Source organism: Micromonospora sp. NPDC048063, assembly GCF_043202855.1.
Taxonomy (GTDB): Bacteria; Actinomycetota; Actinomycetes; order Mycobacteriales; family Micromonosporaceae; genus Micromonospora.
Genome location: NZ_JBIDBG010000025.1, coordinates 1 through 17,907, shown reverse-complemented (window position 1 = coordinate 17,907; position 17,907 = coordinate 1). Strand labels below are relative to the sequence as shown.

Genomic DNA, 17,907 nt, shown 5'->3' with positions numbered 1-17,907 from the left:
CCCGAGAGCGCCGAACGGCCCCGGGGGCGGGCCCGGATGTTCCCGTTTCCCGCGCGGCCTCACCTCTCCCGACGGACGCGGTCGACGGCGTCCCCTACCGCCTGTCGGTCGACGGCGTCCCCGCCTGCCTACCGGTCGACGGCGTCGCCGTCGGCGGCGGGAACCCAGCGGGCCGGTCGCTTCTCCCGGAACGCCAGCACGCCCTCGCGGCCCTCCTCCGAGAGGAAGTACCCGGTCGAGAGGGTGGACAGCCCGGCGATCTCCTCCCGCAGGTCGGTCGCGGGCGGCCGGCGCAGCAGTTGCTTCGCCCCGGCCAGCGCGCCCGGCGCACCCCGGACCAGCGAGTCGCAGTAGGTGGCGACGGCGGCGTCCAGCCCGTCGGCCGGCACGGCGGCGGTGACCAGGCCGATCTCCGCGGCGCGCCGGCCGTCGAAGGTGTCCCCGGTCAGGTAGAGCTCGGCCGCCGCGCGGGGGTGCAGCCGGGGCAGCACGGTCGCGGAGATCACCGCCGGGATCACCCCGAGCCGCACCTCGGTGAAGGCGAACGTCGCCTCCTGCGCGCACACCGCCAGGTCGGCCGCCGCGATCAGGCCCAGCCCGCCGGCCCGCGCCGGGCCGGCCACCCTCGCCACCACCGGCTTCGGGCACTCCCAGACCGCCGCGAGCACGTCACCCAGCATCCCGGCCGGCACGCTCCCGCTGGCGTACGCGGCGGCGGTCTCCTTGAGATCCGCGCCCGAGCAGAAGACCGGCCCGGTGTGGTCCAGCACGACCACGCGGACGGCGTCGTCGGCGACCGCCTCGGCCAGGCCGGCCAGCAACTGGGTCATCAGCGGCGTGGAGAGCGCGTTGCGGTTGTGCGGGCTGTCCAGGGTGAGGGTGGTCACCCCACGGGCCGTGGCGGCCCGCACGAGCACGTCGGGAGAGGTCATGCCGGGCACACTAGTGGCCATGCCCGGCGTCCTTCCAGAAGGCGAAACCGTCCCCGTCGACGGCTCGCTGCCCGCCGTCGCCACCCGCGCGGTCGGCGCGCGCGGCTTCGGCGTGTACGTGCACGTCCCGTTCTGCGCCAGCCGTTGCGGCTACTGCGACTTCAACACGTACACCGCGGCCGAGCTGGGCGGCGGGGCGAGCCGGGAGGGGTACGCCGACACCGTGCTGGCCGAGCTGGCGCTCGCCGGCCGGGTGCTGGGCGACGCCCCGCCGCCCCGGGTCGACACGGTCTTCGTCGGCGGCGGCACCCCGACCCTGCTTCCCGCCGACGACCTGGCCCGGATCCTCGACGGCATCGACCGCGCCTGGGGGCTCGCGCCCGACGCCGAGGTGACCACCGAGGCCAACCCGGAGTCGGTGACCCCGGAGTCCCTGCGGGCCCTGCGGGCGGCCGGCTACACCCGGATCTCGCTGGGCATGCAGTCCGCCGCGCCGGGGGTGCTGGCGATCCTCGACCGCACGCACAGCGCCGGCCGGGCCACCGCCGCCGCCCGGGAGGCCCGCGACGCCGGGTTCGAGCACGTCAACCTCGACCTCATCTACGGCACGCCGGGGGAGAGCGAGGACGACTTCGCCGCCTCCCTCGACCAGGTCGTCGCCGCCGGGGTGGACCACGTCAGCGCGTACGCCCTGATCGTGGAGGACGGCACCCGGCTCGCCGCCCGGATGCGGCGCGGCGAGCTGGCGTACCCCTCCGACGACGTCGCCGCGGACCGCTACCTGGCCGCGGAGGCCGCCCTCGACGCGGCCGGTTTCTCCTGGTACGAGGTGTCGAACTGGGCCCGCGGCGACGCGGCCCGGTGCCGGCACAACCTGCTCTACTGGACCGGCGCCGACTGGTGGGGCCTCGGCCCGGGGGCGCACAGCCACGTCGGCGGCGTGCGCTGGTGGAACGTGAAGCATCCCACGACGTACGCGAAGCGGCTGGCCGGCGGCGAGTCGCCCGGCCTGGCCCGGGAGGTGCTCACCGCCGACGAGGCGCACATGGAGGACGTCATGCTCCGGCTGCGGCTCGCCTCCGGGCTGCCGCTGGACGCCCTCGACGACGCGGGCCGGGCCGGCGCCGAGCGGGCGCTCGCCGACGGCCTGCTGGCCGGCCCCGACCACGCGGCGGGCCGGGCCGTGCTGACCCTGCGGGGGCGGCTGCTCGCCGACGCGGTCGTCCGCGACCTGCTGCCCTGAGGTGCGGAGGCCCCGCCGTGCGGCGGCGCGGGCGGGGATGCCACGCCGTGTGGCGGCGCGGCCGGAGAGGCCCACGCCGTGTGGCGGCGCGTGGCCGGTCCGGCCGGGGGAGCGGCCGGCCCGGCTCACCTGGTGAAGCTGTAGGCCATCGGGTAGCGGTAGAGCACGCCCTCGTTGGCCTTGACCCCGGCGACGATCCCGAAGATCAGCGGCACCAGCCAGACGAGCATCGGGACGAAGAACAGGATCCCGCAGGTGATCAGGGTGAGCACCCAGCTCAGCACGCCCACGATCGCCCAGGTGATCTGGAAGTTCAGCGCCGCGACGGCGTGCGCCCGGACGGTCGGCGACTGTTGTCCCCTGGCCATCAGCGCGATGAGCGGTGCGACCCAGCCGAGCAGGCCACCGCCGACGATCACCCCGGCCGCGCCGCCGAAGTGGGCGATCAGGGCCCAGTTCTTGTCCTCGTTGTTGGCGTAGCCGCCGGTGGGCGCGCCGTAGCCGCCGCCGGTCGGATAGCCGACCCCCGGCGGGGGGTAGCCGCCCGGCGGGGGATAGCCACCGGGCGGCGGGTAGCCACCCGGCGGAGGGTAGCCGCCCGACGGCGGTTGGTCACCGGTGGGCGGCGGATAGCCACCGGGCGGGGGATAGCCGCCCGGGCCCGGTGCCCCGGACAGTGGTGCGGTGGGTTCGTCGGAGCCGGCCGGCCCGGGAACCCCCGACGGAGCGGCCGGGTCCGGCCGGTCGCCGGGGTCCCCCGCTCCGGGAGGGCGAGGTGGTTCAGTCATGGACGTCACGGTAGGGGCCGCGGGCAAGGCCGCACCAGAGCGACTCCGACCGGGATGTCCGGATGATCGGCTCTGGCGCCGCCGCCGCCACGGGCCGGGTGGCGCCGGTCGGATCGCCGTCCCAGGTTGATCATCGCGTCGGCGGGCGCGCCGACGTAGACTGGCACTCGTCCGCAGCGAGTGCCAGCAACCCGCCCGCCCCTCGGGGCGCGGGGGTCCGACGTGCGACAGGAGGTGGGGAACGATGGGTCTCGACGACCGCAAGCTCGCCGTGCTGCGCGCGATCGTCGAGGACTACGTCGCCACGCAGGAGCCCGTCGGCAGCAAGGCGCTGGTCGAGCGGCACCAGCTCGGGGTCTCCCCGGCGACCGTCCGCAACGACATGGCCGTGCTGGAGGAGGAAGGCTACATCCGCCAGCCGCACACCAGCGCCGGCCGGGTGCCCACCGACCGCGGCTACCGGCTCTTCGTGGACCGGCTGTCCAGGGTCAAGCCGCTCAGCCCGGCCGAGCGCCGCGCGATCGAGCGCTTCCTGGTCGGCGCGGTCGACCTCGACGACGTGGTGCACCGCACCGTACGGCTGCTGGCGCAGCTGACCCGGCAGGTCGCCGTGGTGCAGTACCCGAGCCTGGCCCGTTCCTCCGTCCGCCACCTGGAGCTGGTGCCGATCTCCACGACCCGGCTGATGCTGGTCATGATCGCCGACACCGGCCGGGTCGAGCAGCGGTTGGTCGAGCTGCCCGGGCCGATCCCCGCCGACGACGTCACGGACCTGCGCCGGCTGGTCAACGAGAAGCTGGTCGGCACCCGGCTGTCCGAGACCCCGCCGCTGGTGCAGGCGCTGGTCGAGGAGTCGGTGCCGCACCTGCGGCCGGCCATGACCACCCTCTCCACCGTGCTGCTGGAGACGCTGGTCGAGCGGCACGAGGAGCGGATCGCGCTGGCCGGCACGGCCAACCTCACCCGCGGCGGCCTGCTCGACTTCCAGGGCTCGCTGCGCCCCATCCTGGAGGCGCTGGAGGAGGAGGTCGTGCTGCTCAAGCTCATCGGCGAGGCGGAGCCGAGCACGACCCGGGTGCTGATCGGCGACGAGAACGAGATCGACAACCTGCGCGCCGCCTCGGTGGTCAGCACCGGCTACGGGCCGGGCGCGACGATCGTGGGCGGGCTCGGCGTGCTCGGGCCGACCCGGATGGACTACCCCGGCACCATCGCCACGGTGAGGGCCGTGGCACGCTACGTGGGCGAGCTGCTGGCCCAGAACTGACCAGTCAGGGCCGACGGCCGGCTCCGGCCGACGACCGGCGCAACGCGAGACGAACATGAGGACACGGAACGCAGTGGCCAGGGACTACTACGGCATTCTCGGGGTGAGCCGGGAAGCCTCCGACGACGAGATCAAGCGTGCCTACCGAAAGCTGGCGCGGCAGTTCCATCCGGACGTCAATCCGGACCCGGAGGCACAGGAGAAGTTCAAGGACATCAACGCCGCGTACGAGGTCCTCTCGGACGACCGGAAACGGCAGATCGTCGACCTGGGCGGCGACCCGCTCGCCCCGGGCGGCGGCGGCGCGGGCGGCCCGGGCGGTCCCGGCGGCGCCGGCCCGTTCGTCGGCTTCCAGGACATCATGGACGCGTTCTTCGGCGGCGCGGCCGGCGGGTCGCGGGGCCCGCGACCGCGGACCCGGCCGGGCGCCGACGCGATCCTGCGGCTGGAGCTGGACCTGAACGAGACCGCGTTCGGCGTCGAGGCGCCGATCACCGTCGACACCGCCGTACTCTGCACCACCTGCTCCGGCGCCGGCACCGCGGCCGGCACCCACCTGGCCACCTGCGAGGCGTGCGGCGGCCGGGGCGAGGTGCAGTCGGTGCAGCGCACCTTCCTCGGTCAGGTGGTCTCCGCCCGCCCCTGCACCGTCTGCCAGGGCTACGGCACCACCATCCCGCACCCCTGCCCGACGTGCGCCGGCGACGGCCGCGTCCGCACCCGGCGTTCGCTGACCGTCAAGATCCCCGCCGGGGTCGAGGACGGCATGCGCATCCGGCTGGCCCAGCAGGGCGAGGTCGGCCCGGGCGGCGGCACCGCCGGCGACCTCTACGTCGAGATCCACGAGCGGCCGCACGACGTCTACTCCCGCAAGGGCGACGACCTGCACTGCCGGGTCACCGTGCCGATGACCGCCGCCGCCCTCGGCACCCGGCTGACCATCAAGACGCTGGACAGCGAGGAGACGGTCGACGTCAAGGCCGGCACCCAGCCGGGCAGCACGCTGCGGCTGCGCGCCCGGGGCGTGCCGCACCTGCGCGGCACCGGCCGGGGCGACCTCTACGTCCACCTCGACGTGCGCACCCCGACGAAGCTCGACGCCGACCAGGAGCGGATGCTGCGCGACTTCGCCAAGACCCGGGGCGAGGAGGTCGCCGAGCTGACCAAGCAGGGCGGCTTCTTCTCCCGGATGCGCGACGCCTTCAACGGCCACGCCTGACCCGCACGCCCCGGGCCGCCGCGCTCCGCGGCGGCCCGGCGGCTCCGCGGCCCTCGGCGGCCCGGCGGCTCCACCGCCCTCGGCGCCCCGGCGGCCGCCGGGGCGGCTAGCCTGATCATCGTGTCCGCGCCGCTGTTTCTGGTCGAGTCGCTGCCCACCGCCGACCGGCTGACCCTCGACGGCCCCGAGGGGCACCACGCCGCCACCGTGCAGCGGCTCCGCGTCGGCGAGGAACTGCTGCTCGCCGACGGGCGGGGCGGCACCGCCGCCGCCGTGGTGACCGCCGTCGGCCGCGGCACCCTCGACCTGGAGATCACCTCCCGGGGGTTCGTCGACGCCTCCGTCCCGCGCCTGGTCGTGGTGCAGGGCATCGCCAAGGGCGACCGGGGCGAGCTGGCCGTGCAGGCGATGACCGAGGTCGGGGTGGACGAGATCGTTCCCTGGGCGGCGGCCCGCTCGGTCACCCAGTGGCGCGGCGACCGGGGCATACGGGCGCGGGAGAAGTGGGCGGCGACCGCCCGGGAGGCGGCCAAGCAGGCCCGGCGCGCCTGGCTGCCCGTGGTGGCGGGGACGCCGGACGAGTCCACCGCCCAGGTCGCGCGCCGCATCGGCGGGGCCGCCGCGGCGTTCGTGCTGCACGAGGAGGCACAGGAGCGGCTGACCACCGCCGAGCTGCCCGCCACGGGCGAGATCGTCCTGGTCGTCGGGCCGGAGGGCGGGATCGCCGACAGCGAGCTGGACACCTTCACCGGGGCCGGGGCCCGCGCCGTCCGCCTGGGCCCGTCGGTGCTGCGCACCTCGACGGCCGGCGTGGCCGCCCTCGCGGTGCTCGCCACCCGCCTCGCCCGCTGGTGACGCTCAGCTACGCAGGTAGGAGGCGCCGTTCAGGTCGACGATGGTGCCGGAGGCCCACTCCGCCTGCGGGGAGGCGAGCCAGTGCACGGCGGCGGCGATCTCCTCGGGGCGGGCCACCCGGTTGAACGGGCTCTGCGCCCGGATGGCGGCGCCCCGCTCCCCGCGCAGGTGCTCCGTGGTCATGTCGGTCTCGACGAAGCCCGGGGCCACCGTGGCGACGCTGATGCCGTACGGGGCCAGGGCCACCGCCAGCGACTGCCCCAGCGCGTTCAGCCCCGCCTTGCTCGCCCCGTACGCCGGCTGGTCCGGCTCGCCCCGGAAGGCGCCCCGGGAGGAGACGTTGACGATCCGGCCGCCCCGGTCGCGCATGTGCTGGGCGGCGCACCAGATGACGTTGCCCGCGCCGGTCAGGTTGGTCTCCACCACCTGCCGCCACTGCGCGCGCCACTGCGCGTAGGAGGCGCCGAAGACCGGGTGCGGGGCGTCCCGGTCGCCGTACACTCCGGCGTTGTTGACCAGCACGTCCAGCCCGCCCAGCAGGCCGGCCGCCTCGTCCACCATGGCCCGTACGGCGTCCGGGTCGGTCAGGTCGGCGCGGACCACCACGTGGCCCTCGCCGGGCAGTTCGGCGCGCAGCCGCCCGGCCGCCTCCGCCGAGTCGCGGTGGTGGATCGCCACCCGGTCCCCGCTCGCCGCGAACGCCGTCGCCACCGCCCGCCCGATGCCGCGCGAGGCCCCCGTCACCAGTACCGCCCGTGAAGTCACGCCGGCCATCATGCCCGGTCGACCCCCAGGTGTAAGGAAGGGGCCCTTCCTCTACCGAAAGCGATAACAAGGTGCCCTTCCTTACACTGCCCCGATGGGAACCGACTGCCTGTTCTGCCGCATCGTCGCCGGGGAGATCCCGGCCACCGTCGTGCGGGAAACCGCCACCACGCTCGCCTTCCGCGACATCGGCCCGAAGGCGCCGGTGCACGTGCTGGTCATCCCGAAGGAGCACTACGCCGACGTGGCGACGCTCGCCCAGGGCGACCCGGCGCTGGCCGGCGAGGTGCTCGCCACGGCCGCCGCGGTGGCCGAGGACGAGGGGCTGCTCGGCGACGGCTTCCGGCTGATGTTCAACACCGGCGCGTACGGCGGCCAGGAGGTCTTCCACGCGCACGCGCACGTGCTCGGTGGGGCGCCGCTCGGGCCGATGCTGGCCCGGGACCTCGCGTGACGGCGGTCGACGACCGCCTGGCCCGGCTGGTGCGCCAGGTCCAGGCGCAGGCTCGCGTACCGGCCGTGTCGGCGGCCCTGCACCGGGCCGACCGCCCGCTGTGGACGTGCACGGTCGGCGGCACCGGCAACGACACCGAGCTGGGGCCGGGCACCCGGTTCCGGATCGGCTCGGTCACGAAGACGTTCACCGCCGTGCTGACGCTCCAGTGCCGCGACGACGGCCTGCTCGACCTGGACGACCCGCTGGGCCGCCACCTGGACCTGCCGGCCCACGGCGAGCTGACCGTGCGCCGGCTGCTGTCGCACACCGCCGGCCTGCAACGGGAGCCGTACGGCGACGTCTGGGACAGCCTGCGCGCGCCCGACGTCGACGAGCTGGTCGCCGACCTCGCCCGGGCCGAGCGGGTGCTGCCGCCGGGCCGCCGCTACCACTACTCCAACCTCGGTATGGCGCTGCTCGGCCGGCTCGTCGGCCACCTGCGGGGCGGCACCTGGGCGGAGGTGCTCGCCGAGCGGGTGCTGACCCCGCTGGGGCTGGCCGACACCTCGGTGACGCCGGGCCCGCACGCCGCGACCGGTTTCCTGGTCGACGCGTACTCCGACGAGGCGCACCCGGAGCCGCCCACGGACTTCGGCGCGGTGGGGCCGGCGGCGCAGCTCTGGAGCACCGCCACCGACATGGCCCGCTGGGCGGCCTTCCTCGCCGACCCGGCGGCGCTGGACCCGGCGGGCGCGGTGCTCACCCCGGCCACGCTGGAGGAGATGCGCTGGCCGGCGACGGTCACCGACGAGACGCTCTGGGCCGGCGGCTTCGGGCTCGGGCTGATCCTGGTGCCGCAGGGCAAGCGGACCATGCACGTCGGGCACGACGGCGCGATGCCCGGCTTCCTGGCCGGCGTCTACGGCCGGCGCGGCGGCGAGGGGACGCCCGGCGCGATGGGCGTCGCCGTGCTCGGCTCCTCCGGCACCGCCGGCGAGGTCCTCGACCTGCCACACCGGCTGCTGGCCGCCGCCGTCGAGCACGACCCGGCCGACGTCGCGCCGTGGCGGCCGGGCCCACCCGCCCCCGAGGGCGTACGCGGGCTGCTGGGCCGCTGGTGGGGCGAGGGCTTCGAGTACGTCTTCTCGTGGCACGACGGCGCGCTGCGGGCCCGGGGCGCCGACGACCCGGCGGGGAAGCCGCCGGCGGTCTTCGCGCCACTGCCCGACCAGCCGGACGTGTACCGCACGGTCTCCGGGCGTGAGGTGGGCGAGCTGCTGCGGCTCACCCGGGACGAGCGCGGCGCGGTGGTCCGGATGCACTGGGCGACCTACCGGTTCACCCGTACCCAGGAGACCTTCGACCGGTACGACTTCCGCGCCGGCTCCTGACGGGCGCGTACGGGCGGGGCGGGGCCGGCGCGGGCCGCGTCCCGTCCGTGCCGTCCCGCACGCGCGGAAATGGGCGCGGTGCCGCCGCTGTTGAGCAGATACGATGGGGGCAACGTCAGCGCGCCGCGCCAGCAGGCCCGGCGCCGAGATCGAGAGCAGGTGGCGCAGGGCCCCTCGGCCCGACCTATGACCGGCACCCCACCTCCCGGCCCGCCCCGGGTGCAGACCAGGATCACCGTTCCGGATTCCAAGATCATGGTCAACCTGCTCGGCGCGGGTGACGAGATCCTGCGACTGGTCGAGCGCTCGGTCAACAGTGACGTGCACGTCCGGGGCAACGAGATCACCATCACCGGCGCCCCCGCCGACAATGCCCTCGCCGAGCGGATCTTCAGCGAGCTGCTCGAACTCATCGAGAAAGGCGAGACCCTGACCACTGACGCCGTCCGGCGTACCGTCGGCATGCTCGAGCAGGGCGGCGCCGAGCGGCCCGCCGAGGTCCTGACGCTCAACATCCTCTCCCGGCGCGGCCGCACCATCCGCCCCAAGACGCTGGGTCAGAAGCGCTACGTCGACGCGATCGACGCGCACACCATCGTCTTCGGCATCGGCCCCGCCGGCACCGGCAAGACCTACCTGGCCATGGCCAAGGCCGTCCAGGCGTTGCAGGCCAAGCAGGTCAACCGGATCATCCTCACCCGGCCGGCGGTCGAGGCGGGGGAGCGGCTCGGCTTCCTGCCCGGCACGCTCAACGAGAAGATCGACCCCTACCTGCGCCCGCTCTACGACGCGCTGCACGACATGCTCGACCCGGACTCCATCCCCAAGCTGATGGCGGCGGGCACGATCGAGGTCGCGCCGCTGGCGTACATGCGGGGGCGTACCCTCAATGACGCGTTCATCATCCTCGACGAGGCGCAGAACACCACGCCCGAGCAGATGAAGATGTTCCTGACCCGGCTCGGCTTCGGTTCCAAGATCGTCGTCACCGGTGACGTCACCCAGGTCGACCTCCCCGGCGGCACGACCAGCGGCCTGCGGGTGGTCCGGGAGATCCTGGAGAACGTCGAGGACGTGCACTTCGCCCAGCTCTCCAGCTCGGACGTGGTCCGCCACCGGCTGGTCGGGGAGATCGTCGACGCGTACGCCCGCTGGGACGCCGAGCGGGAGAACCAGCAGGCGCAGAGCGTGCACGCCGTGCCCGGGCGGACAGCCCAGGGCGGCCGGGCCGGCCGGCGCCGCTAGACCATCGAGGGAAGACTGTTGTCCATCGAGATCGCCAACGAGTCCGGCGTCGACGTCGACACCGACGCCGTGCTCGCCGTCGCCCGACACGCCCTCGACGAGATGGGGGTCAACCCCCTCGCCGAGCTGTCCGTGCTGCTGGTCGACATCGACTACATGACCGAGCTGAACCACCGGTGGATGGGCGGCGACGGCCCGACCGACGTGCTCGCCTTCCCCATGGACGAGGGCAGCGTCGACCACGGGCCCGGCGAGTCGACCGCCGCCGGCGAGCCGGCGCTGCTCGGCGACATCGTGCTCTGCCCGGAGGTGGCGGCCAAGCAGGCGGCCACCGCCGGCCACTCCGCCGCCGACGAGCTGCACCTGCTCACCGTGCACGGCGTGCTGCACCTGCTCGGCTACGACCACGCCGAGCCGGAGGAGGAGCGGGAGATGTTCGCGCTCCAGGCCCGACTGCTGGCGAGCTGGCGGTCGACCCGGTCCCGGTGATGGACACCCCGACACTGGCGGCCGGCGCCACCGGCCTGCCCGACCTGCAACTGCTGGTCTCCGCGGCCGGCCTGGTGGTGCTGGCCGGCCTGATCGCGATGACCGAGGCGGCCCTCGCCGCGGTCTCGCCCGCCCGCGCCGCCGAGCTGGCCCGCGACGGCGTACGGGGCGCGCGCACACTCCAGGCCGTCGCCGGGGACGTGGTCCGCCACCTCAACCTGCTCCTGCTGCTGCGGCTGCTCGCCGAGCTGACCGCCACCACGCTGGTGGCGCTCGTCGCGGTGGACACCTTCGGCGCGGGCTGGCGCGCGGCGCTGGTCACCGCCGGCGCGATGACCGTGATCAGTTTCGTGGTGGTCGGGGTCGCTCCGCGCACCCTCGGCCGGCAGCACGCGTACGTGGTCGGGCGGTCTGTCGCGCCCCTGGTCCGCTGGCTGGGCCGGGCGCTGAACCCGCTCGCCTCGCTGCTGATCCTGATCGGCAACGCGGTCACCCCGGGGCGCGGCTTCCGGGAGGGGCCGTTCGCCACCCAGGTGGAGCTGCGCGAGCTGGTCGACCTGGCCGAGCAGCGCGGCGTCGTGGAGCACGGCGAACGCCAGATGATCCACTCCGTCTTCGCGCTCGGCGACACGATCGCCCGCGAGGTGATGGTGCCGCGCACCGAGATGGTGTGGATCGAGGAGGGCAAGACGCTCTCCCAGGCGCTGGCGCTCTTCCTGCGCTCCGGGTTCTCCCGGATCCCGGTCATCGGCGAGAGCGTCGACGACGTGCTGGGTGTGCTCTACCTCAAGGACCTGATCCGGCGCACCCAGGGCGGCGCCCCGGAGGACCGCCGGCTCCCGGTCGCCGAGCTGATGCGCCCCGCCACCTTCGTACCGGAGTCCAAGCCGGTCGACGACCTGCTCTCGGAGATGCAGGCCGCCCGCAACCACCTGGTCATCGTCGTCGACGAGTACGGCGGCACCGGCGGGCTGGTCACCATCGAGGACATCCTGGAGGAGATCGTCGGCGAGATCACCGACGAGTACGATGTCGAGCGCCCGCCGGTCGAGCACCTCGACGACGGGGCGGTGCGGGTCACCGCGCGGCTCCCGGTGGAGGACCTGGGCGAGCTGTTCGACACCGAGCTGCCCACGGACGAGGTGGAGACCGTCGGCGGCCTGCTCGCCCAGTCCCTGGGCCGCGTCCCGATCCCGGGGGCGCAGGTCGAGGTCGCCGGGCTCCGGCTGGTCGCCGAGGGCACCACCGGCCGACGCAACCGGATCGACACCGTGCTGGTGAACCGGGTGGAGTCGACCGACACGCAGGACGCCTCGGGCCGCGGCGAGCACGCCGAGCCCCGGGGCGACACGAACCGATCCGAGGAGAGGCAACCCGCCGATGCCTGAGTCACCCGCCGTACCGGCCGCCCGGCCCACCCCGTCCGACCCGATCGAGCTGAGCGCCGAGGACGGCAAGCTGGTCGTCCTGGCCCGGGGCGCGCGCGGCCGGGTGGGCGCCGTGGAGGGCGCGGCGGTACGCGACCAGGACGGGCGGACGTACGCCGCGGCCAGCGTCTCGCTGCCCTCGCTGACGATCACCGCGCTCCAGCTCGCGGTGGCCTCGGCGGCGGCGGCCGGCGCGAGCCGGCTGGAGGCCGCCGTGGTGGTGACCGAGGCGTCGACGCTGGACGGCGCCGGGCACGCGGCGGTGCGGGACCTCGCGGTCGACGCGCCGATCCACGTGGCCGCGCCGGACGGCACCGTCCTGGGCACGGTGGTCGAGTGAGCGGGCGGACGGCTGCCGGCGAGCGGGGCGGGGTCGCGGCGTGAGCGACCTGGAGCAGCGCCCCTACCGGGCCGGTTTCGCCTGTTTCGTCGGCCGCCCGAACGCCGGGAAGTCGACGCTGACCAACGCGATCGTCGGGCAGAAGATCGCCATCACCTCGAACAAGCCGCAGACCACCCGGCACGTCATCCGGGCCGTCCTGCACCGCCCGGACTCCCAGCTCGTGCTGGTCGACACCCCGGGCCTGCACCGCCCCCGCACGCTGCTCGGCGAGCGCCTCAACGACCTGGTCCGACAGACCTGGAGCGAGGTCGACGTGATCGGCCTCTGCATCCCGGCGGACGAGCCGATCGGGCGCGGCGACCGGTTCATCACCGGCGAGCTGGCCGAGCTGAAGGCCACGGTGCTGGCGGTGGTCACCAAGACCGACCTGGTGGACCGCAGGCGGCTGGCCGAGCAGTTGCTCGCCGTCAGCGAGCTGGGCGAGTTCGCCGAGGTGGTGCCGGTCAGCGCGGTCTCCGGGCACCAGGTGGACACGCTCGTCGAGGTGATGACCCGCTACCTGCCCGAGTCGCCGCAGCTCTACCCGGACGACATGCTCACCGACGACCCGGAGCAGGTGCTGGTCGCCGAGCTGATCCGGGAGGCGGCCCTGGAGGGCGTCCGGGACGAGCTGCCGCACTCCATCGCGGTGGTCGTCGAGGAGATGGTCCCCGAGGGCAAGCTCATGAAGATCTACGCCGACGTGTACGTCGAGCGGCCCAGCCAGAAGGCGATCGTGATCGGCCACCGGGCCAGCCGGCTCAAGGCGGTCGGCACGACCGCGCGGCGGCAGATCGAGGAGCTGCTCGGCACCCGGGTCTACCTCGACCTGCACGTCCGGGTGGCGAAGGACTGGCAGCGGGACCCGAAGCAGCTGCGCAAGCTGGGATTCTGACCGGTCGCCGGGCCGGGTGCGCCCCGGCCCGGCGATCCGGGCATGATCGATGTCGGTCGGCCGGGTGGAAGATGTCACGTTCGCGTGGGGTGCCGGCGGTTTGCCGGGGCCGCTCCGGAGGGTAGGGGAAGGACCAGCCCCCGTGCCCCCGGACATAGATGCAGGCTGATGCGAAACCGATACCTTGACCTGCTCCGCTTCCTGGCCATCGTTCGAGTCGTGGTCTACCACGTCACCGGATGGGCCACCCTGACCCTCGTCTTCCCGGCGATGTCGGTGATGTTCGCGCTCGCCGGCTCGCTGATGGCCGCCTCGCTGCAACGGTGGGGGCCGGGAGCGGTCGTACGCCGGTTGCGTCGCCTGCTGCCGTCGCTCTGGGTGGTCGCCGCGGTCTTCGTACCCGCCATGCTGCTCACCGGGCTGCCGCTGAGCCCGAAGGTGCTGCTCTGGCTCTTCCCCGTCGCCGATCCGCCGGCCAACGGCTGGGGTGCGATCGCGCTGAGCGTGATCTGGTACCTGCGCGACTACCTCTGGTTCGTGCTCGCCTCCCCGGTCGCCCTCTGGCTGTTCCGGCGCGCCCCGGTGCCCACGCTGGTCGCCCCGTACGCCATGCTCGCCGCGGCCGAGCTGGGCCTGCTGCCGGCGCTGCCGGGGGCGCTGCACCACTTCGGGCTCTACTTCGGCGCCTGGCTGCTCGGCTTCGCCCACCAGGCCGGCATGCTGCGCCGCCTGGCCACCCGGGTGCTGGTGCCCGTCGCGCTGGCCCTCGCCGCCGCCGGGGCCGCCTGGATCGTCACCCACCCCGGACCCCGCGGATACGACCTGAACGACAACCCCCTGGGCAACGCCCTCTGGTCGGCGGCCTTCGTCCTCGTCCTGCTCGGGCGGGCGCCGGCGGGCGCGCGCTGGGTGGACCGCAGCGCCGTGTCCGGCCGGGTCGTGACCGTGTTCAACCGGCGGGCGCTCACCGTCTACCTGTGGCACATGCCGTTCGTGGCGGCGCTCACCCCACTGGTGGACGTGGTGGGCTGGTCGCACCAGGATCCGCTCGGCCTGGCGATCCGGGTGGCCCTGGTCTTCGCCCTGGTCGCGGTGGTGACCGCCCTGGTCGGTTGGGTGGAGGACGTGGCGGCCCGTCGGCCGCCGGAGCTGGTTCCCGGTGGCTCCCACCCCGCACCGGCCCGCACCGGGCCAACCGCCCCGACCGGCCCCGGTTCACCCGCCCCGACCGGCACCGGGCCACCGCCCGCCCCGGCCCCCGCCGCGCGGTCCGGTCCGGCCACCGGGCGGGCCGGCGTGCCGTCGCCGCGCGCCGCGCGGGAGCCGCAGACCGTCGAGATCAGCGCTGGGTGACCGTCTGGTTGCCGCCGCCGGTGGAGATGTCGAGCACCAGCGAGGCGGTCGGATCGTGGGTCACGCCCAGCCGGGTGTCGCCGCCGCCGGCCGTGGAACGGACCTGGTAGCGGCCCGCGGGCACGACGAGCTTGATGTCGCCGCTGGAGGTGTGCGTACGCGCCGAGGCGGGCGCGGCCAGGTCGACGGTGATGTTGCCGGAGCCCGCCTCGGCGTCCACCCCGGCGCCGAGGCGGCGCCCCGTGATGTCGCCGGAGCCGGCGCGCAGGGTCACGGCGGCCGGGGCGTCGTCCACGTCGATGTTGCCGGAGCCGGTCGTGACGGTGACCGCGCCGGCGGCGCCGGTCACCCTGACGTCACCCGAGCCGGTCTCCGCCACGACGGGGCCGTCGGCGCCGGTCACCCGGACGTTGCCGGAACCGAGCCGGATCTCCACCGCGCCGACCCTGGTCAGGTGGACGTCACCGGAGCCGGTCTCGCCCGTCACGCTCACCCCCTCCGGGGCGGTGACGTCGTAGGAGACGCTGCAGTCCTTGCCGCAGTCGGTGTCCAGCACCAGTTCGGCGCCGTTGATCTCGTACGTGGTGTCGGGCTGGCCGCCGTGGTAGCGCACCACCCGCTTGATCCGCACCTCGTCGTCCGTGCTGGTGGTGCGGACGGTCACGTCGCCGGCCCCCGGAAGCACCCGGATGGCGGTGATCCGGGCCGCTTCGGTGTTGTCGTAGTCGAGCCGACGGGAGGCCAGGTTGTCGCACCCGGCGACGACGATCAGGGTGGCGGCCGCGGCGAGCGCCGCGGCGGTCCGGTGGAGAGCCATGCGAGCACGCTACGAGGCACGGCGCGCGCCGCGCATCGGGGTTCTTCACGCGTCCACCCCGAGCCGACCCTGATTTCGCACCCCGAGGGAGAATGGTCCGATGGCCGGGTACCGCCGACAGCTCTACCGCGACGACGCGGTGGTCCTGCGCGTGCAGAAGCTCGGCGAGTCCGACCGGATCATCACCCTGCTCACCCGCCGGCACGGCCGGCTGCGGGCGGTGGCGCGCGGGATCCGCCGCACCACCAGCAAGTTCGGCGCCCGGCTGGAGCCGTTCGGGCACGTCGACCTCCAGCTCGCCGGCGACCCGAAGGGCAACCAGGGCAGCTCACTGCACACGGTCAGCCAGGTCGAGGGCATCGACCTCTACGGCAAGCGGTTCCTCGGCGACTATCCCCGCTACACGGCCGCCAGCGCGATCGCCGAGACCGCCGAGCGGCTCACCCCGGTGGAGCGGGAGCCGTCGCTGCGGCTGTTCCAGCTCACCCTCGGCGCGCTGCGGGCGCTCGCCGAGGGCAGCCACGACACCACCCTGGTGCTCGACGCCTACCTCCTGCGCGGGATGGCCCATGCGGGCTGGGCGCCGGCGCTGACCGCCTGCGCCGTCTGCGGCACGCCCGGGCGGCACCGGGCGTTCTCCGTACCGGCCGGGGGCGCGGTCTGCCCGGACTGCCGGCCCCCCGGCGCGGCCCATCCCGCCCCGGCCACCATCGACCTGATGTCGGCGCTGACCAGCGGCGACTGGCGGGTCGCCGACGCCACCGAGACCGGCGTACGCCGGGAGTGCAGCGGCCTCGTCGCGGCGCACCTGCAGTGGCACCTGGAGCGCGCGCTACGCTCGCTGCCGCTGGTCGACCGGGGTGCCCCGGCGGCCGACCCGGTCCCGCCGCCGCGGGGCGTGGGGGCCGGAGCGGATGGCGTGAGCAGGGAGAGAGCCGAGTGATCCGATCGATGAGGGCCGGCCGGCGCGAGCCGGTGCCGCCGACACCGCACCCCTCGGGCGCCCGGCCGCCGGCGTTGCCCGCCGAGGCGGTGCCCCGGCACGTCGCCGTGGTGATGGACGGCAACGGCCGGTGGGCCAAGGAGCGCGGGCTGCCTCGCACCAAGGGCCACGAGGCGGGGGAGTTCTCCCTGTTCGACACCATCGAGGGCGCCATCGAGCTGGGCATCCCCTACCTGTCGGCGTACGCCTTCTCCACGGAGAACTGGCGGCGCTCGCCGGACGAGGTCCGGTTCCTGATGGGCTTCAACCGGGACGTCATCCGCCGCCGCCGCGACCAGCTGGTCGACCTGGGGGTGCGGGTGGTCTGGTCCGGCCGGGCCGGCCGGCTCTGGAAGAGCGTCATCTCCGAGCTGCAGACGGCGGAGGAGATGTCCCGGGGCAACTCCACCCTGACCCTCCAGTTCTGCGTCAACTACGGCGGGCAGGCCGAGATCGCCGACGCCGCCGCCGCGATCGCCCGGGACGCGGCCGCGGGCAGGCTAGACCCGGCGAAGGTCACCGAGAAGACGGTGGCGAAGTACCTCTACCACCCGGAGGTCCCCGAGGTGGACCTCTTCCTCCGCCCCTCCGGCGAGCAGCGGATCTCCAACTACCTGCTCTGGCAGACCGCGTACGCCGAACTGGTGTTCCTCGACACGCTGTGGCCCGACTTCGACCGCCGGCACCTCTGGTACGCCTGCGAGCTGTACGCCCAGCGGGACCGCCGCTTCGGCGGCGCGCTGCCCAACCCGGTCGCCCCGCCGTCCTGAGGCTTACCGCTCCGCCGCGCGGGGTATTTCTCCGGTCAGCAGCCACTGACGGAGGTGAACCCACATGATCCAGAAGCGTATTGCCCAGTGGGCGTTGATGGCGGTCGCGGTGCCGCTGGCGGCGGCCGGCGCCCGTCGGCTCAGCCACACGCTGGAGGCCCGCCGCGGCCCGTCCGGGGTGAGCCGCCTGCTCACCAAGGGTGCCGACATGCTCCGCCCGCGGAAGGCGAAGCGCCGCCGCTTCTTCTGACCCCGCCGCTTTTTCTGACCCCGCCGGTCAGCGTCGCCCCCGTTACCTTTTTGATCGTCCCCAGCCGGGGACTGCTCGGTCGCCCGGCTCGGTATGACTTACTGCCCCTGTCGTGCGGATGATCCGGGGGGTGTTGTCGCCGGGCCGGGTGGCGTCGATGGACCGCTGATAGGGACACGGCCACTCGCAGGGTTGGGGTAGGTCTCTTCGTAACGTGGCTGCCGGCAGTCGATGCCAGATCGGCGACCGGGTCAGTGGATGTGTCGGGGAGGCGATGCGGTGCACGGCGACGACTATCAGGTGTTTCTCGGTCTCGATGTCGGCAAGGACGGCCACCACGCTGTCGCGTTGAACCGGGACGGCAAGCGGCTGCACGACGCGGCGTTGGTCAACACCGAGGC

At 74.4% G+C, this 17,907-nt stretch carries 19 protein-coding genes and 1 pseudogene; 16 read left to right on the top strand and 4 right to left on the bottom strand.

Annotated elements, in window-relative coordinates; all coding sequences use genetic code 11:
* Positions 1 to 128: 128 nt before the first annotated feature.
* Positions 129 to 932 (bottom strand): enoyl-CoA hydratase family protein, encoded by an 804-nt coding sequence (locus ACGFZ2_RS32090; protein ID WP_393460308.1) that lies wholly within the window; start codon positions 930 to 932, stop codon positions 129 to 131.
* 19 nt (positions 933 to 951) lie between these two features.
* Here ACGFZ2_RS32090 and hemW point away from each other — a divergent pair, with 19 nt between their 5' ends.
* Entirely contained in the window at positions 952 to 2,175 is a 1,224-nt protein-coding gene (gene hemW / locus ACGFZ2_RS32085; protein ID WP_393460376.1) for a radical SAM family heme chaperone HemW, read from the top strand.
* 125 nt (positions 2,176 to 2,300) lie between these two features.
* Here the strand turns inward: hemW and ACGFZ2_RS32080 are convergent, their stop codons facing one another.
* Positions 2,301 to 2,963: a DUF4870 domain-containing protein gene (locus ACGFZ2_RS32080; RefSeq protein WP_393269346.1), complete on the bottom strand. Its 663-nt coding sequence runs from the start codon at positions 2,961 to 2,963 to the stop codon at positions 2,301 to 2,303.
* Positions 2,964 to 3,207: 244 nt separating this feature from the next.
* On the opposite strand from ACGFZ2_RS32080, the gene hrcA reads away from it, so the two are divergent.
* The 3 genes from hrcA to ACGFZ2_RS32065 all read left to right on the top strand — a co-directional run bounded on the left by hrcA (position 3,208) and on the right by ACGFZ2_RS32065 (position 6,304).
* The gene (hrcA, locus tag ACGFZ2_RS32075) at positions 3,208 to 4,230 is read left to right on the top strand and encodes a heat-inducible transcriptional repressor HrcA (RefSeq protein ID WP_393269349.1); all 1,023 of its coding nucleotides are present in this window, start codon (positions 3,208 to 3,210) and stop codon (positions 4,228 to 4,230) included.
* A 73-nt stretch (positions 4,231 to 4,303) separates the two neighbouring features.
* Complete coding sequence (dnaJ, locus tag ACGFZ2_RS32070; protein ID WP_350710901.1) at positions 4,304 to 5,449, top strand: molecular chaperone DnaJ; 1,146 nt, start codon at positions 4,304 to 4,306, stop codon at positions 5,447 to 5,449.
* Positions 5,450 to 5,569: 120 nt separating this feature from the next.
* On the top strand, positions 5,570 to 6,304 hold the full coding sequence (locus ACGFZ2_RS32065) for a 16S rRNA (uracil(1498)-N(3))-methyltransferase (RefSeq protein WP_393460305.1): 735 nt from the start codon (positions 5,570 to 5,572) through the stop codon (positions 6,302 to 6,304).
* A 3-nt stretch (positions 6,305 to 6,307) separates the two neighbouring features.
* On the opposite strand, the gene ACGFZ2_RS32060 is transcribed toward ACGFZ2_RS32065, so the two are convergent.
* Entirely contained in the window at positions 6,308 to 7,069 is a 762-nt protein-coding gene (locus ACGFZ2_RS32060) for an SDR family NAD(P)-dependent oxidoreductase (protein WP_393269354.1), read from the bottom strand.
* Positions 7,070 to 7,163: 94 nt separating this feature from the next.
* Here ACGFZ2_RS32060 and ACGFZ2_RS32055 point away from each other — a divergent pair, with 94 nt between their 5' ends.
* The 8 genes from ACGFZ2_RS32055 to ACGFZ2_RS32020 all read left to right on the top strand — a co-directional run bounded on the left by ACGFZ2_RS32055 (position 7,164) and on the right by ACGFZ2_RS32020 (position 14,687).
* The gene (locus ACGFZ2_RS32055; RefSeq protein ID WP_357702713.1) at positions 7,164 to 7,523 is read left to right on the top strand and encodes a histidine triad nucleotide-binding protein; all 360 of its coding nucleotides are present in this window, start codon (positions 7,164 to 7,166) and stop codon (positions 7,521 to 7,523) included.
* Positions 7,520 to 8,896, top strand: a complete 1,377-nt coding sequence (locus ACGFZ2_RS32050; RefSeq protein ID WP_393460302.1) for a serine hydrolase domain-containing protein — start codon at positions 7,520 to 7,522, stop codon at positions 8,894 to 8,896. The genes ACGFZ2_RS32055 and ACGFZ2_RS32050 overlap by 4 nt, the downstream gene beginning before the upstream one ends.
* Before the next feature lie 186 nt (positions 8,897 to 9,082).
* Positions 9,083 to 10,141 (top strand): PhoH family protein, encoded by a 1,059-nt coding sequence (locus ACGFZ2_RS32045; RefSeq protein ID WP_393269360.1) that lies wholly within the window; start codon positions 9,083 to 9,085, stop codon positions 10,139 to 10,141.
* An 18-nt stretch (positions 10,142 to 10,159) separates the two neighbouring features.
* Positions 10,160 to 10,630, top strand: coding sequence for an rRNA maturation RNase YbeY (gene ybeY / locus ACGFZ2_RS32040; RefSeq protein WP_350684821.1), 471 nt, complete (start codon positions 10,160 to 10,162; stop codon positions 10,628 to 10,630).
* Positions 10,606 to 12,018: a hemolysin family protein gene (locus ACGFZ2_RS32035; RefSeq protein WP_393460373.1), complete on the top strand. Its 1,413-nt coding sequence runs from the start codon at positions 10,606 to 10,608 to the stop codon at positions 12,016 to 12,018. The genes ybeY and ACGFZ2_RS32035 overlap by 25 nt, the downstream gene beginning before the upstream one ends.
* On the top strand, positions 12,011 to 12,397 hold the full coding sequence (locus ACGFZ2_RS32030; protein WP_350710790.1) for a cytidine deaminase: 387 nt from the start codon (positions 12,011 to 12,013) through the stop codon (positions 12,395 to 12,397). The genes ACGFZ2_RS32035 and ACGFZ2_RS32030 overlap by 8 nt, the downstream gene beginning before the upstream one ends.
* A 40-nt stretch (positions 12,398 to 12,437) precedes the next feature.
* Entirely contained in the window at positions 12,438 to 13,334 is an 897-nt protein-coding gene (gene era / locus ACGFZ2_RS32025; protein ID WP_393269364.1) for a GTPase Era, read from the top strand.
* Positions 13,335 to 13,502: 168 nt separating this feature from the next.
* Positions 13,503 to 14,687 (top strand): acyltransferase, encoded by a 1,185-nt coding sequence (locus tag ACGFZ2_RS32020; RefSeq protein ID WP_393460299.1) that lies wholly within the window; start codon positions 13,503 to 13,505, stop codon positions 14,685 to 14,687.
* Here ACGFZ2_RS32020 and ACGFZ2_RS32015 read toward each other — a convergent pair.
* A complete protein-coding gene (locus tag ACGFZ2_RS32015) occupies positions 14,674 to 15,504 on the bottom strand; it encodes a DUF4097 domain-containing protein (protein ID WP_393269368.1) in 831 nt (276 codons plus the stop codon). The two genes, ACGFZ2_RS32020 and ACGFZ2_RS32015, sit on opposite strands and share 14 nt — an antisense overlap.
* Positions 15,505 to 15,604: 100 nt before the next feature.
* On the opposite strand from ACGFZ2_RS32015, the gene recO reads away from it, so the two are divergent.
* From recO to ACGFZ2_RS31995, 4 genes and pseudogenes are all read left to right on the top strand, one after another.
* Entirely contained in the window at positions 15,605 to 16,447 is an 843-nt protein-coding gene (recO, locus tag ACGFZ2_RS32010) for a DNA repair protein RecO (RefSeq protein WP_393460296.1), read from the top strand.
* Between the two features lie 8 nt (positions 16,448 to 16,455).
* Complete coding sequence (locus ACGFZ2_RS32005; protein ID WP_357460517.1) at positions 16,456 to 17,256, top strand: isoprenyl transferase; 801 nt, start codon at positions 16,456 to 16,458, stop codon at positions 17,254 to 17,256.
* Positions 17,257 to 17,320: 64 nt separating this feature from the next.
* Positions 17,321 to 17,506: a hypothetical protein gene (locus ACGFZ2_RS32000; RefSeq protein WP_350710782.1), complete on the top strand. Its 186-nt coding sequence runs from the start codon at positions 17,321 to 17,323 to the stop codon at positions 17,504 to 17,506.
* Between the two features lie 258 nt (positions 17,507 to 17,764).
* Positions 17,765 to 17,907: pseudogene (locus ACGFZ2_RS31995) on the top strand (IS110 family transposase); the annotation flags it as partial.

Coding starts and splice junctions, on each gene's coding strand:
- ACGFZ2_RS32005 (WP_357460517.1), top strand. CDS start 16,456: ATGAGGGCCGGCCGGCGCGAGCCGGTGCCGCCGACACCGCACCCCTCG.
- hrcA (WP_393269349.1), top strand. CDS start 3,208: ATGGGTCTCGACGACCGCAAGCTCGCCGTGCTGCGCGCGATCGTCGAG.
- recO (WP_393460296.1), top strand. CDS start 15,605: ATGGCCGGGTACCGCCGACAGCTCTACCGCGACGACGCGGTGGTCCTG.
- ACGFZ2_RS32090 (WP_393460308.1), bottom strand. CDS start 932: ATGACCTCTCCCGACGTGCTCGTGCGGGCCGCCACGGCCCGTGGGGTG.
- ACGFZ2_RS32080 (WP_393269346.1), bottom strand. CDS start 2,963: ATGACTGAACCACCTCGCCCTCCCGGAGCGGGGGACCCCGGCGACCGG.
- ACGFZ2_RS32055 (WP_357702713.1), top strand. CDS start 7,164: ATGGGAACCGACTGCCTGTTCTGCCGCATCGTCGCCGGGGAGATCCCG.
- ACGFZ2_RS32020 (WP_393460299.1), top strand. CDS start 13,503: ATGCGAAACCGATACCTTGACCTGCTCCGCTTCCTGGCCATCGTTCGA.
- ACGFZ2_RS32015 (WP_393269368.1), bottom strand. CDS start 15,504: ATGGCTCTCCACCGGACCGCCGCGGCGCTCGCCGCGGCCGCCACCCTG.
- hemW (WP_393460376.1), top strand. CDS start 952: ATGCCCGGCGTCCTTCCAGAAGGCGAAACCGTCCCCGTCGACGGCTCG.
- ACGFZ2_RS32045 (WP_393269360.1), top strand. CDS start 9,083: ATGACCGGCACCCCACCTCCCGGCCCGCCCCGGGTGCAGACCAGGATC.
- ACGFZ2_RS32000 (WP_350710782.1), top strand. CDS start 17,321: ATGATCCAGAAGCGTATTGCCCAGTGGGCGTTGATGGCGGTCGCGGTG.
- ACGFZ2_RS32030 (WP_350710790.1), top strand. CDS start 12,011: ATGCCTGAGTCACCCGCCGTACCGGCCGCCCGGCCCACCCCGTCCGAC.